The organism is Propionispora hippei DSM 15287 (assembly GCF_900141835.1).
Classification (GTDB): domain Bacteria; phylum Bacillota; class Negativicutes; order Propionisporales; family Propionisporaceae; genus Propionispora; species Propionispora hippei.
The window spans coordinates 192,382-205,861 of the sequence record NZ_FQZD01000006.1 but is presented as its reverse complement, the minus strand read 5'-3'; the positions used below and the strand labels follow the sequence as shown (position 1 = coordinate 205,861).

Here is a 13,480-nt window from a genome sequence, read left to right as displayed (position 1 = left end):
TTAGGGTATATCTCGTCTGGCGCAAAAAATCAGTCGCCATGGATCATTCCGTTAGTGTGAAGGCACGCCCTAGCACCGTTCATACTCACCATATTATGCATTAGTCCAAAATGTTCTCCAAACCACAAACCAGCCCCGTGATAGTAAGTACCCGCTTGCAGGCAAGCACCACGCCGGGCATGAATGACTCACGGGAGATCGAATCATGACGGATGGTCAAAGTCTGCCCCAAGCCGCCGAAAATAACCTCCTGATGGGCGACATAGCCAGGCAGTCTGACGCTATGGATACGAATACCCTCCAGTTCGCTGCCTCGGGCACCGGCCAGTTTTTCCTCTTCGTTCGGATGGCCCTGTTTTAAGAAACCCCGCTTTTCGGCAATCAACTGTGCCGTCCGCAGCGCCGTACCGGAGGGAGCATCCAGCTTCTGGTCATGATGCAGTTCGATAATTTCCACATGAGGAAGATACTTTGCCGCGTCCTGCGCCATTTTCATCATTAATACGGCCCCAATAGCAAAGTTAGGCGCAATCAACGCGTTGACCTTTTTATCGCTGCATAACCGCCCTACTTCTGCCAAATCATCCGCTGATAAGCCGGTTGTACCCACAACAGGACTTACACCACAGGCAATAGCCGTGCGAATGTTGGGCATCACTGCGGCGGGATTAGTAAAATCAACCATAACCTGCGGTTTGGTCTCGGTGATAACCGTCTGTAAATCCTTGCCTACCGTAACGCCGATCTTGCCTATACCAATCAGTTCGCCGGCATCGGCAAAGCTGGAGTTCACATCCATAGCACCGACCAGTTCCAATTCCTTGTCATTATATACGGCCTTCAACACTTCACGGCCCATTTTGCCGTATGCGCCGCACACTATTACTCTAATCACAAAAGTCCACCTCCTAAAATAATAAAAGACAGCCGGTGAATGCTTATCTCACCGGCTGTCTTATTTGTGATTAGACAGCCAAAACCATGACATCAGGAAATATAACAAAAGAATATCCCCTGCCGTCGATTTGAGATAGCGCTCCACCAAATACCACTTTGGTGACAGTCTTAAACCTATTCGATGTAAGACCAGTATACAAGGCTTGGCCGCCTTGCTATACTTCGGCAAACAACCCTTTCCTTTCAGATCATCGACACCACTCTAGCTGAAAGTACTCATCTTGTTCGCACCTCTACTCCACCCCGCGCAGGATGAGGTCTATTTATTTTACGTACATTGTATACTAAGCGTTCCATCAGTGTCAATCTTTTTGCGAAAAAAAACACCGACCGCCGCTTAACTCGCCTTTACTCCTGGGAGTAAAGGCGAGTTAACCGCTGGAGCCGTTTAGTCAATTTCAGATTTTACAATCACTATTTGGTATTGTGACTTTCCACTTCACTGGCCCCGTTTTGCCGCAATACCTGAGCGGCGGCATTTACCTTGGCAGCGTCGGCGCGGATAACGGCCAGCGTATTGCCCTGAGCCACACTTTCCTCATACCGATGACTAGCCTCGGCCGGAATGCCCCAATCAATCAGGCCGCCGGCAATACCGCCAGCTACAACACCACTGATAGCTGCCGCAATCGGACCGGCGGCGATAACCGGACCAATCCCCGGAATAGCCATAGCCCCGGCGCCCAGCAGCAAACCGCCAATACCGCCAATAGTGCCGCCCGTTAAAGCGCCGTCGGTAATATCGTCGTCATAGTATTCGGGTTTGCCCTCTCCTTCCCGCTTCTTGCTTACCAAATTGATCTCTTCGGTGCTAAAGCCCTGCTGACGCAATTGCTGAGCAGCCTGCTCGGCGCTGCTGCGTGACTTAAATACCCCAACGACGCTTTTTGTTCCTTTACCGGCAGCTTGCGAAGACTGGGTGCTGTTTGACGCACCGCTATTCTGGCCGCTGCTTGAGGTAGCTGTTTGACTCTGCGATGCATTTTGTGCCTGCATGCCGTTTGTTGCCTGTCCCTGCGCACCGGCGGCGTTCTGGCCGCTGCTTGAGGAAGCGCCGGCGTAACTGTTAACGACTGCACTGCTGGCAGTTTGTTGCGTAGAAGACTGGTTGTTTCCGGAATTGTTCATAAACAGACCTCCTAACATTGAAGTATGAATTGGACAAAGTCCAATTCTACCATGTTAGTTTGTCCATTCTGCCGCTTACTATGTATTGCCGGTTCGACGAAGCATGCGGGAATTCGACACTTCTCCTGCCTGCTGCAACTCAATAATTATGACATCGTCGCCAATTTTTTTAACACTGTCCCAGGGAATGGCGGAAACTTTCGTATCGCTTAAAAAATGCAAAAAGCTCTGGCTCACCGGCAGAATCAGGGAGTCAATTTCCCCGGTTCTGGCATCAAACGTAAGCTCACACTCGTTAATGACTCCCAGCCGCGCTCCGTCACCGATATTGATGACTTCTTTTCCCGATAATTCACTTAACCTCATATTTTTCTTCACTCCTAATTCTTGTTAAAAAGGCGCATAACCAGGGGCTGCACAATAGCCAGGCCAATGGCCAGACAAGGCAGCGGGTCCATAGCGACGCCCAGCAACAGGATCTTTTCCGGAACATCAATCTTTAAAAACGAAAGCAACATAATGAGCGACAGATAAATGCCGCCAGCAGCCGCCAGCAGCTCCTGCACGGCCAGCGACAAAGGGGATGCCTTGGGTTCCACCTTGCCGGCCTGCTGCCGCAGCCAACACATGCGCAGCCAGATGGATACAGGCAGCATAAGCGCCAGTGTAAAAAGAACAAGTAAGCTAATCAACCCCGCACCTCCACTGCCAGTGTCATTACATCGTATGGCAGAGCATAAAAAAATATGTATAAAAAATGCGCCGAAACAGCAAGTAAAGCTGTTCCGGCGCATTTTACACGATCAAAATTACCGGCCCGTACTGCCGAAGCCGCCGGCACGCCGGTCGGTCGGCTCCGTATCATGATCTGCCGTTAAGTATTTATAAAAAATTCCCTGAGCAATCCGTTCGCCCCGCTCAATCCGCACCGGACTGTCACTGTCGTTGCGCACGGCAATGAAAATATGACCCTCATTATCAGGGTTGTTATAATAATCGGCATCAATAATGCCCTGACTATTGGCCAGGCTCACGCCCCGTTTGATCGCCAAGCTTGAACGGATGTGAATGCCCAAAAACTCATCCGATTCCATATAGGCTTTTAAACCTGTCGGAATGAGCGCCAGTTTGCCTGGCGGCAGTTCTGCCGCCGCAGCCGCCGCCAGGTCGTAGCCGGCACTGCAGGCCGTTTTTCGCTCCGGTAAAGCAATACCGGAGCATTCAAATGCCGAAACCAATTCAAATCCCCGCTGTCTCATCACTTTTTCTCCCAATCGTCAGCTTTTTCGATCGTCAGCCTTACGGCCAGATTGACTCGTCCACAGGCCCTAGCGCCGTAAAGCACATCCGCTGCGGATCAAACAAGTCAACCGCAATCCGCCTGATATCGTCCAGCGTCACCCGCTCGATTTTGGCCACCACCTCGTCCAGCGTGATATAGCGTCCCAAACTGATTTCCAGCTTACCGAGCCGCGACATTCTGCTGCTCGAACTTTCCAGCCCTAATAGCAGGCTTCCCTTTAACTGTTCCTTGGTTTTGGCCAACGTTTTTTCATCGATCCCCTGCTCCCTTAAGTCAGCTACATTTTGCAGGATCAATTCAAGTACCTGGGCAAGGTTGCCCGGCCTGGTTCCGGCATAGACGGAAAATAAGCCGGCATCACTGTAATTGGTCTGATAGGAATAGACCGAATAGGCCAGTCCCCGTTCTTCGCGGATGGCTTGAAACAGCCGTGAACTAATCCCGCCGCCTAATATATTATTTAAGATGTGAATGCCGTACACATCGGGCGTCCCCTGTGGCACACCCGGCATGCCGATGCACAAATGCACCTGTTCGGTATCCTTACTGTACACGCTGTATCCCGGTTGCAGTTCGGGCGGCATTACAGCAGCCTGGTTCTTGCGTCCGGCTAGTTTGCCAAAATACCGTTCCGTTAATTGCAGCAATTTTTTGTGCTCAAAATTGCCTGCCGCCGCGATGACAAAATTGTCCGGCGTATAAAACCGGCCATAGTAGTCCCGCACCATTGCCTGATCAAACTTCTTGATCGAGGCGGCAGAGCCCAGAATATTGCTGCCCAGTTGATGGCCGGGCCAGATTTTCTCCAAATGAATATCATGGACCAGTTCATCGGGCGAGTCCTCATACATATTCACTTCTTCCAGAACAACTTCCCGCTCGCGGTTGATATCTTCTTCGTCAAATTTGGAGGTTAGCAGCATATCGCTAAGAATGGAAATCGCCAATTCCAGATGAGTATCCAGCACTTTAATATAGTAACAGGTGTGTTCCTTGGCCGTAAAGGCATTTAACTGCCCGCCAATGGCATCGACTTCTTCCGCGATATCTTTGGCACTGCGGTTGGCCGTTCCCTTAAACATCAAATGTTCAATAAAATGGGAAATACCGTGATTATGCTCCGTTTCAGAACGGGAACCAGTACCCACCCACACCCCCAGTGTCACCGACTTGACATAGGGAATGGCTTCCGAAACAACTCTTACTCCATTTGGTAAAGTAGATTTACAGTACATAAAAAACTCCTTTTTATTTTAAATGGGCATAGGCATATGACAAAGATTTAACTTAATTAATTTCGTGTAAAATTCCAAATTTCCTGCTGTGAAGTATTTATTATATTATCTGCCCGATACCGCCGGGTGCGCGAAACCCTGCTGCAGCAAGCCCGTTATCAATTTACAGGAAAAGGAGAAGACAGAGATGCGCTACACATCCCTGTCTTCCCGCTGCAGCCGACTACCGGTTGGCAAAATAAGCCGCAATGCCATTAAAGACACCTTGGGCTACTTTACCCCGGTAGGCATCGTTTTTCAGTTGAACCGATTCCTGCTCATTCGTTACGAAGCCCATTTCCACCAGTACTCCCGGCATGGTGGTATTGCGCAACACATAAAAGGTTGCCGGGGAAATTCCTTTATCAACAGCACCAGTCGTTTTGATCAGCGCCGTTTGTACAGCGCGGGCCAAATCCGGTGATTTATTGCTGTGGTAAAAGGTCATGGCGCCGGCGATATTGGAGTCCGGATTGGAATTGGAATGGATGCTGACAAAGATATCGGCCTTTTGCTGCTCAGCCATCGCTACCCTTGCCTCCAGTTCCTCTCCCAGCGAACTTCCCTCTGGCGCGACCGTCCGGTCGGTGTCACGGGTCATAATAACCTTTGCACCGGCTTGTACCAATTTATCACGCAGCTTTAACCCGACTGCCAGGTTGTTGTCCGACTCGCGGTCATTATTGGCAACCGCACCGGGATTGCTGCCACCGTGACCGGGGTCCACCACGATCACCTTGCCGCGCAGCGACGCTGTGTTGCCTACACCGCCGGCCGTGTCACCGGGCGAACTTGGCAGCGGGATTACATTAACCGGTGAAGAAGTACCGCTACTGCTTTTTCCGCCGCCGAAAATATTAAAAATTGGTCCTAGCACTTTGTCAAACAGAAAGCCGAATACCTGCTCAAAAAAACCGGAGCCTCCGCTGCCCGAATCCTTACTGGCAACCGTGGAGGAAGCCAGCGTGCCAAGCACCGAATCGGCACTTGCCGCATGAGCGGCCGAAAGTGGCAGCAGGAAAGTACACACCATTAGAAACAGCATTCCCCATGCCAGTAGTTTTGTATTATACACTGGTTACCTCCTCGTTGCGTATTGTCACTTCTTAAAACCATGTTCTTTAAAGACCTGCCAATAGCCGGGGTCTTCCTCGCCAAGCTTCCACAATGCGGCGCCGGCAATATCGTATTTGTTGACTAGATCCAGCTTGTACGACAAGCTTTTGCTATTTTCAAACCAGACCTGATGAGACGTACCATCGGTTGCCGTATAGTCAAAATGCGGCGCTTTGGCTTTATCGTCCCAGACAATATCGGCGTTATATTTTTCGGCCAGTGCCATGGCCGGCGCATATTCAATGCTTTCCACGCCTTTAGACGACCAGTCGTAGCCATAGCCGGGAACACACAGGTACAATTTATTCTTGGGAATATACTGCAAGGCGTATTGCAGGCTCTTTTCCACCCAGCCGATATCGGCAATCGGTCCGGCGCCGCTCCATACACCATGATTGTCATAGGCCATAATCATGATCTTGTCGGCATATTGGGCCAACGCAGCGTAATCATAAGCGGCGGCCACATCGTTATCCTCATTCTGTTTCGGGAAAACGTCGATGGAAACAACATAGCCCTGCGGATGCAGACGATTATATAGTTCCTTCATAAACGCCGACAGGTTGTCCCTATCCTGGGCTGGAACCATTTCAAAATCAACATTGATTCCATCCAGGCCATACTGTTTTATATATGCCTCCATACTGTCAATGGCCTTGGTTCGCAAAGCCGGGTTATCCAGTATGGTATGAATCGGAATCTCGGACTTTTCCTGCTTGGCATTATTCACAAGCAGTAAGGCGGAAATGTTGTTCTGTTTGGCAAACTTTACAACGGCGGCATGATCATTGCCACCGCGGTCCTTCACTGTGCCATTGCTTTGCAAAGTTGCCCAAAAAGGAGCAATGGTGTTTATTGTGTCGGTATGCTGCGACATCGCCTTGAAAGAAGACGTGTCGGTATCCCACCACTCGGCGTAAAAGCCGACAAGATCTTTGGCGCTTTTACCGCCTAGACCTGTAGCGGGTGGATTATTATTCTTCGTTCCGTTGGAAAGGTCGGTGGACGACCCCAGTAATTTGCCTAACAGCAAACCCAGGATAATGTCAAGAAGCCCGCCACCGGAAGATGAACCCGCCGCAGTGGTCTGTGCCAACAAAGGATTGGCTGCAGCGGAGGCAGTCGGTGCCAAGGGCATAAAGATGGTTGTGGCCATCAAGAAAAGCACCATCCAGGTGACCTGCAATTTGTAGTATTTCATATATCAACCTCCATTCCAGACAAGCCTACCGTACTAACCTCATCAGGCAGAACGGCACACGACTATCAATAACCCATAGTCGTTATGTAAACATAATAGCATGGAACAGCTTATATATCAATAAAAAAAACAGGCAATTTTATGCCTGTTTCTGCTATTTAAGTATATCAGATACTGTTGTTATCGTATATCCTCTTTCTTTCAGCTCCTTAATCAGCGTTGGCAAAGCCGCTGCTGTCGGGGCTGTAGGGTGCATGAGAATAATCGCACCGTTATGTACTTTTTTTACCACTCTGGCCGTAATGATCTCCGGCGCCGGCCGTTTCCAGTCAACCGTATCAATACTCCACAGAATGTTTCTATAGCCCAGCTCGCTGGCGGCCTGCAATACCATATCGTTATATTCGCCATAAGGAGGGGCATACAGCGTGGTTTTTATGCCGGTAATCTCTTTAATCAGGTTCTCCGCCCGGGTAATTTCCTCTTGATTCTTTTCCTTGCTTAGGCTATTGGGATGAGGATGACTGTAAGTATGATTGCCTAATTCATGGCCCCGCTTTCCAATATCTTTCAGAGCGTCCGGAAAGCGTTTGGCCCAGCTTCCCCCGATAAAAAAAGTAATTTTTATCTGATTGTCATCCAGCGTTTTCAACATATCCGGCAAAAATTCCTCACCCCAGAACACATTGCAGGCAAAAGCTACCTTGGGTTGCTGTTCATCACCATGAAATATGGCCTCCGCCTGTCCCGCCGGCTTTACCGTAGAAATTATCGGCTGTAAAAAGCCAGCCAGCGCAGCCAATACCAGGAAAACCCCGGCAGCAAAAAAAATATACCACTGCCGCACACGAGCCACTATCATCCATCTCACCTGTCACCACTCCCGCTCCGGCCCTATTCCCGGGCCTGTTATCGTTCTATGGTTAATGTATTACGGCAGCGGCTGTTTCATGAAAATAAAAAAAGACTGTCGCATAATGATTTTACGCATCTGCAACAGTCTGTCCGTTGTTAGGTTTATGCCTGTTCTTTATTGTCCGGTTCGGCTTTCAACAGTTCTTTGCGGGAAAGGTTGATCCGGCCCTGACGGTCGATCTCGGTCACTTTGACCATGACTTCATCGCCAACCTTCACTACGTCTTCCACCTTAGCAACCCGTTCTCTGGCCAGTTGCGAAATGTGTACCAGGCCTTCTTTCCCCGGCAGAATTTCCACAAAGGCACCAAAATTCATGAGCCGTGTTACTTTCCCCGGATAAATGGCGCCGACTTCCACTTCACGGACCAAATTCTCAATAATCCGGACGGCTTTCTGGCCGGCTTCCACATCCACAGCGGCGATAAAGACTTTGCCGTCATCCTCGATATCAATGCTTACACCGGTTTCTTCAATAATCTTCTTGATAATTTTGCCACCTGGCCCAATAACATCGCGGATTTTTTCGGGATCAATTTCCATGGTAATAATGCGCGGTGCATAAGGCGACAGTTCAGCTCGCGGCTGGGTGATGGCTTCCATCATTTTTTCCCGGATGTGCGTCCGGCCCCGTTTCGCCTGTTCCAGCGCTTCGGTAAAAATTTCCCGGGTGATACCGGCGATTTTCATATCCATCTGCATGGCGGTAATACCAGTCGCCGTACCGGCCACCTTAAAGTCCATATCGCCCAGCGCATCTTCCATGCCCTGAATATCGGTCAGAATAGTAAAATGATCACCGTCTTTAACTAGTCCCATTGCTACGCCCGACACAGGCGCCTTAATCGGCACACCGGCATCCATTAAGGACAAAGTACTGCCGCAGACGCTGCCCATCGAGGTGGAACCGTTGGACTCGAGCACTTCCGATACGACCCGGATGGTATAGGGGAACTCGGACTCACTGGGAATCACCGGCACCAAAGCCCGTTCCGCCAAGGCGCCATGACCGATTTCACGCCGTCCGGGGCCGCGGGACGGTTTGGTTTCGCCTACGCTAAAGGCCGGGAAATTGTAGTGATGCATATAACGTTTAGATTCCTCAACACCCAGCCCGTCGAGAATTTGTTCGTCACCGATGGCACCCAGAGTGGTAATGGACAGCACCTGAGTTTGTCCACGGGTAAACAGACCGGAGCCATGGGTGCGGGCAAACAAACCTACCTCGCAGGTAATCGGACGTACCTCGTCCACTTTGCGGCCATCCGGACGGATCTTGTCAATAGTAATCATTTTACGGACTGTTTCTTTAAGTATTTTTTGCAATACATAGGAAAGTTCTTTTTGATTTTCCGGGTAGATTTCGGCAAAGTGCTCGGCAGTTTCGCTTTTTACCTTTTTGATTTCTTCTTCTCTGGTCAGTTTATCGGCATTTTGCACAGCCGTTACCAGACGCTCGGTGGCAAAGGCGCGCACACTGCGATTCAATTCGGCATCCACATCATAAAGCTTGATTTCCCGTTTTGGTTTACCGACCTCGGCAACGATTTTATCCTGAAAAGCAACAATTTCCTTAATAACTTCATGACCGTAGGAGATGGCATCCAGCATGGTTTCTTCCGACAATTCATTGGCACCGGCCTCCACCATCAGCACGGCATCTCTCGTTCCGGCCACAACAAGGTTCAAGTCGCTTTTACCCTGCTGTTCCACCGTAGGATTGGTAATAAATTGGCCCTCAATCAGACCAACCCGGACGCCGGCAATCGGGCCGTTGAAAGGAATATCAGAAATAGAGAGCGCGCAGGATGCTCCGATCATGGCCGGAATTTCCGGCGGATTATTCTGGTCTACCGAAATAACGGTGGCCACAACTTGTACATCGTTGCGGAAACCTTCGGCAAACAAGGGACGGATCGGCCGGTCAATCAAACGGCCTGACAATATAGCTGATTCACTGGGACGACCTTCCCGTTTAATGAAGCCGCCGGGAATTTTTCCCACTGAATACAAACGTTCCTCATAATCTACAGTTAAAGGAAAGAAGTCAATTCCTTCCCGCGGTTCGGCGGAAGCCGTTGCTGTTACAATTACCGCTGTATCACCATAGCGGACTAATACGGCGCCACTGGCTTGTTTAGCCAATTTGCCTGATTCAATAACCAGCTTGCGTCCTCCTACCATTGTCTCAAAACTATGCATCTGTTCTTTTCCTCCTCTTATAACCCCTTTAATTATCACAAAGATAGAGCTTCGACATTTTTTTTATTATTCCCTCTTTTATTACTATTTAACCTTTAAAATAAAGTAAAAGCGGGATAAATCCCGCTTTTACGTCTATTTCCTCAGATTGAGTTTTTCAAGAATGGAACGGTAACGGGCAATATCATTATCGCGCAAATAGTTTAAGAGGCCTCTGCGTTGGCCAACCATTTTCAAAAGGCCGCGACGGGAATGATGGTCCTTCTTATGTTCCTTCAAGTGTCCGGTCAGATAGTTGATCCGCTCGGTCAGAATGGCAATTTGCACTTCCGGCGATCCGGTATCGGCCTCATGAACGCGGAACTTTTCGATAAGCTGTTGTTTTAATTCAGGTGTTAACATATTTTACTACTACCTCCTCATATTCTATCCCCATTAGCCAAGACGAACGTTGGAGACTCGAACATCCTCGCTATGGTTCACGCTTTGCTGGAATTACCAGCAGAATTACACAAATGATATTTTACCATATTAGAACAAATAATGCAATCATGTACCGTATTTATTAATATTTTCTTTCAAATACGGCAAGGCTGCCTGAATATCCCGGTCGATCTGGTTTTTAAGCTCCTCTATACCGGTAAATACCACTTCTCCGCGCAGCCAGGCCACAAACTGCGTACACAGAACCTGCCCGTACAAATCGCCGGAGAAATCCAGGAGATGTACTTCCAGCCGCTGCTCCACACCGTGAAAAGTAGGGTTGGTACCAACGTTAGCCACACCGCTATACCGTTTCCCCTTTAACCAAACCTGAACCGCATATACCCCATTGGCCGGGATGGCAAACGCCGGTTCCAGTTCCATATTGGCTGTGGGAAAACCAATCGTCCGGCCCCGCTTATCGCCGTCAATGACCTTGCCGGTAAGAGCAAAGGGACGGCCAAGCAGCCGGGCAGCCTCATCAACCTGCCCCTGAGCGATCATCTGTCTGATTAACGTACTGCTGACAAGCTGCTGATCGACGTATACAGCCGGCTGAACATCAACGGCAAAACCATGCCGCCGGCCAGCCTTGGCCAACAGGTCCGGCGTACCTTCCCCTTTGTTGCCGAAGGAGTAATTGGGACCAATTACAATATGCCGCGGCGCAAAGTCCGCCAGCAATAATTCAATAAACTTCTGTGGCGACAGCGTCAGAAATTCCTGATTGAAAGGAATGGCGACAAACACATCCACCCCCATATCAGCCAGCAGAGTCTCTTTTTCCTCCTGGCTGATAAGCTTAGGCGGACAACGCAGCGGGTCCAGCACCGAAAGGGGATGATTGCTGAAAGTAAACACCACGCTGGTGCCGTTCGAGGCCCTGGCAATGTCCACCGCCCGGCTGATCACGCTCTGATGGCCTTTGTGCAAACCGTCAAAAGTCCCCAGAGCAATCACAATGTTTTTATATTGAAGTGTAAGTTTAGCAATCTTATCAAAACTTTCCATACGACTCTCCTTATACTGATCCCCCATTACCAGCTGTTAGTGGAGTTCAGTATTACTACTTGCAACATCACCGGATATCGTCCGGAAAAACCTTGACCGGCACAAGCAGGGAATTATCCTTACTTTGGCCGATACCGATCAGTAAACCTTGCTCGTTGTAAATACGCAACGGCAGAGTTTCGCTGCTGGCGCAAGCTATGCTCTGTCCATAGAGAAAGGCTTGTGCTTGTGCCGCCGTGAGCCGCAGCTCCGGCATATGGCCGAGCGAACTGTCCACCGGCTGTAGAGCCCGTTCTTTATCTTGCCCGATTTCTTCCACCGTCAAGGCCTCCTGCAGGGGAAATTGCCCGACTCTGGTCCGTACCAGGAAGCTCATAACCGCCGGACAACCTACTTTTTCACCAATATCCATACATAAAGACCGGATATAGGTCCCCTTAGAACATACCACATCAAATAACAGGGTATTGTCCTTGACCGTAAGCAATTGGATGTCAGTGATGGTAATTTTACGGGGCTGACGCTCGATGGTAACCCCGGAACGGGCCAGATCATACAGTTTCTTCCCATTCACTTTGATGGCCGAATACATCGGCGGGATTTGCTCGCTATCACCTAAAAAGGAGCGCAGCACCGCCGTCAGCCGCTCGACCGGCAGTGCCGGACAAGGCGCCTGGGCAATAACCGTCCCCGTATCGTCGCCGGTATCGGTGGCATAACCGAAGGTCAACTCCACCCGGTAGCTTTTATCACAGTCGGTCACATATTCAATCAACCGGGTGGCCGCGCCTAAAAAAACCGGCAGCACACCGGCAGCGGCCGGGTCCAGCGTACCGGCATGGCCCACCCGTTTAAGGCCATAAGTCCGGCGAATAAAAGAAACGACATCATGCGATGTCATTCCTGGCGGTTTCAAAACATTAATAACTCCTGCCGTCATAGCGGCGTCCTGTCCAGGGCTTCCGTCACAGCCGCCACCACTTTGACCTGCGCATCCTTTAGGCTGCCTGTTACCGTACAGCCGGCAGCACGCATATGTCCGCCACCGCCAAAAGTCAAGGCAATGCTGCTGACATCGATATTCTTCGAACGCAAACTGACTCTGACATTTTTATCTTCAGCTTCTTTGAACATAATCGCCACTTCCACGCCTTCCACCGTCCGCGGATAATTTATAAAGCCTTCGGTATTTTGAGCGTACTCGCCTACTTCCCTGGTTACGCTAATAGTCGCAATCTGCCCTCCGGCGTGAAACTCCAACGTTTGCAGCACCTTGCCCAGCGCCGTCAGCGTGGCCAGCGGACGAGTGTCCAATTGTTCGGCTATTAAGTGTGGCTGTGCACCACACTCCATCAGTTGAGCAGCATCCCGCAAGGTAGACGGAGAAGTATTGGCATATTTAAAAAATCCACAATCCGTGGCAATCGCCGTATATAAGCAAATAGCAATGTCCTCGGTAATTTCCGTCCTCATTTCCCGCAGCAGCCTAAGAATGAGTTCACCGGTTGCGGCAGCTTGACTGTCTATGAGCCAATAATCGGCAAACTTAACATTGGAGGTATGGTGATCAATATTAATTACCGGCGCCGCTACCACGGCACCAACCTTGCCGATCCGTTCGGCATCACTGGCATCCAGTACCACCAGAGCATCGCAGACAAGCTTGGCATCGGCAGGTTTGCCGATCAACTCAACTCCTGGCATAAAGCGGTACATAGCGGGAATATCATCATCAATCAGCATCTGAACCTTTTTGCCGGCCGCCACCAGCCCATGATACAGCGCCAGAACAGACCCCAGGCAGTCACCATCAGGATGGATGTGCCCGGTAATCACCAGGCTGCGCGCTGCCGCAAGCAAAGCTGCTATACTTGCAAATGACATTTCCAT

General features: G+C 50.0%; 14 protein-coding genes and 1 riboswitch. All 14 genes read right to left on the bottom strand.

The genetic code is table 11. The annotated features are described in order from the left end of the window. Nucleotides 1–100: 100 nt before the first annotated feature. The 14 genes from dapB to F3H20_RS04290 all read right to left on the bottom strand — a co-directional run bounded on the left by dapB (nt 101) and on the right by F3H20_RS04290 (nt 13,480). Complete coding sequence (dapB, locus tag F3H20_RS04355; RefSeq protein WP_149733728.1) at nt 101–895, bottom strand: 4-hydroxy-tetrahydrodipicolinate reductase; 795 nt, start codon at nt 893–895, stop codon at nt 101–103. Nucleotides 896–1,023: 128 nt separating this feature from the next. Further along, nucleotides 1,024–1,201, bottom strand: a riboswitch (Lysine riboswitch). A 170-nt stretch (nt 1,202–1,371) separates the two neighbouring features. Beyond that, a complete protein-coding gene (locus F3H20_RS04350; protein ID WP_149733727.1) occupies nt 1,372–2,085 on the bottom strand; it encodes a hypothetical protein in 714 nt (237 codons plus the stop codon). Between the two features lie 78 nt (nt 2,086–2,163). Beyond that, nucleotides 2,164–2,451, bottom strand: coding sequence for a YlmC/YmxH family sporulation protein (locus F3H20_RS04345; RefSeq protein WP_149733726.1), 288 nt, complete (start codon nt 2,449–2,451; stop codon nt 2,164–2,166). A 14-nt stretch (nt 2,452–2,465) separates the two neighbouring features. Beyond that, entirely contained in the window at nt 2,466–2,777 is a 312-nt protein-coding gene (locus F3H20_RS04340; protein WP_223191600.1) for a hypothetical protein, read from the bottom strand. 117 nt (nt 2,778–2,894) lie between these two features. Beyond that, on the bottom strand, nt 2,895–3,344 hold the full coding sequence (dut, locus tag F3H20_RS04335; protein ID WP_149733725.1) for a dUTP diphosphatase: 450 nt from the start codon (nt 3,342–3,344) through the stop codon (nt 2,895–2,897). 40 nt (nt 3,345–3,384) lie between these two features. After that, the gene (locus F3H20_RS04330; RefSeq protein ID WP_149733724.1) at nt 3,385–4,623 is read right to left on the bottom strand and encodes a M16 family metallopeptidase; all 1,239 of its coding nucleotides are present in this window, start codon (nt 4,621–4,623) and stop codon (nt 3,385–3,387) included. A 223-nt stretch (nt 4,624–4,846) separates the two neighbouring features. Next, nucleotides 4,847–5,737: an N-acetylmuramoyl-L-alanine amidase family protein gene (locus tag F3H20_RS04325; protein WP_149733723.1), complete on the bottom strand. Its 891-nt coding sequence runs from the start codon at nt 5,735–5,737 to the stop codon at nt 4,847–4,849. A gap of 24 nt (nt 5,738–5,761) precedes the next feature. Beyond that, entirely contained in the window at nt 5,762–6,979 is a 1,218-nt protein-coding gene (locus F3H20_RS04320) for a glycosyl hydrolase family 18 protein (protein WP_149733722.1), read from the bottom strand. A 154-nt stretch (nt 6,980–7,133) separates the two neighbouring features. Further along, nucleotides 7,134–7,841, bottom strand: coding sequence for a polysaccharide deacetylase family protein (locus F3H20_RS04315; protein WP_223191612.1), 708 nt, complete (start codon nt 7,839–7,841; stop codon nt 7,134–7,136). Nucleotides 7,842–7,996: 155 nt separating this feature from the next. Then, nucleotides 7,997–10,096, bottom strand: coding sequence for a polyribonucleotide nucleotidyltransferase (locus F3H20_RS04310; protein ID WP_149733720.1), 2,100 nt, complete (start codon nt 10,094–10,096; stop codon nt 7,997–7,999). A gap of 135 nt (nt 10,097–10,231) precedes the next feature. Continuing rightward, a complete protein-coding gene (gene rpsO / locus F3H20_RS04305; RefSeq protein ID WP_149733719.1) occupies nt 10,232–10,498 on the bottom strand; it encodes a 30S ribosomal protein S15 in 267 nt (88 codons plus the stop codon). Nucleotides 10,499–10,645: 147 nt separating this feature from the next. Further along, nucleotides 10,646–11,590: a bifunctional riboflavin kinase/FAD synthetase gene (locus tag F3H20_RS04300; RefSeq protein WP_149733718.1), complete on the bottom strand. Its 945-nt coding sequence runs from the start codon at nt 11,588–11,590 to the stop codon at nt 10,646–10,648. Nucleotides 11,591–11,657: 67 nt separating this feature from the next. Then, nucleotides 11,658–12,530 carry a tRNA pseudouridine(55) synthase TruB gene (truB, locus tag F3H20_RS04295; RefSeq protein ID WP_149733717.1) on the bottom strand — a complete coding sequence of 291 codons (873 nt, stop codon included), beginning with the start codon at nt 12,528–12,530 and terminating at the stop codon, nt 11,658–11,660. Next, nucleotides 12,527–13,480 carry a DHH family phosphoesterase gene (locus F3H20_RS04290; protein WP_149733716.1) on the bottom strand — a complete coding sequence of 318 codons (954 nt, stop codon included), beginning with the start codon at nt 13,478–13,480 and terminating at the stop codon, nt 12,527–12,529. The genes truB and F3H20_RS04290 overlap by 4 nt, the downstream gene beginning before the upstream one ends.

Bases quoted from the DNA above. Each gene is read 5' to 3' on its own strand.
- truB (WP_149733717.1), bottom strand. From the start codon at position 12,530: ATGACGGCAGGAGTTATTAATGTTTTGAAACCGCCAGGAATGACATCG.
- dut (WP_149733725.1), bottom strand. From the start codon at position 3,344: ATGAGACAGCGGGGATTTGAATTGGTTTCGGCATTTGAATGCTCCGGT.
- F3H20_RS04320 (WP_149733722.1), bottom strand. From the start codon at position 6,979: ATGAAATACTACAAATTGCAGGTCACCTGGATGGTGCTTTTCTTGATG.
- F3H20_RS04345 (WP_149733726.1), bottom strand. From the start codon at position 2,451: ATGAGGTTAAGTGAATTATCGGGAAAAGAAGTCATCAATATCGGTGAC.
- F3H20_RS04315 (WP_223191612.1), bottom strand. From the start codon at position 7,841: ATGATAGTGGCTCGTGTGCGGCAGTGGTATATTTTTTTTGCTGCCGGG.
- F3H20_RS04350 (WP_149733727.1), bottom strand. From the start codon at position 2,085: ATGAACAATTCCGGAAACAACCAGTCTTCTACGCAACAAACTGCCAGC.
- F3H20_RS04330 (WP_149733724.1), bottom strand. From the start codon at position 4,623: ATGTACTGTAAATCTACTTTACCAAATGGAGTAAGAGTTGTTTCGGAA.
- F3H20_RS04300 (WP_149733718.1), bottom strand. From the start codon at position 11,590: ATGGAAAGTTTTGATAAGATTGCTAAACTTACACTTCAATATAAAAAC.
- F3H20_RS04310 (WP_149733720.1), bottom strand. From the start codon at position 10,096: ATGCATAGTTTTGAGACAATGGTAGGAGGACGCAAGCTGGTTATTGAA.
- F3H20_RS04290 (WP_149733716.1), bottom strand. From the start codon at position 13,480: ATGGAAATGTCATTTGCAAGTATAGCAGCTTTGCTTGCGGCAGCGCGC.
- rpsO (WP_149733719.1), bottom strand. From the start codon at position 10,498: ATGTTAACACCTGAATTAAAACAACAGCTTATCGAAAAGTTCCGCGTT.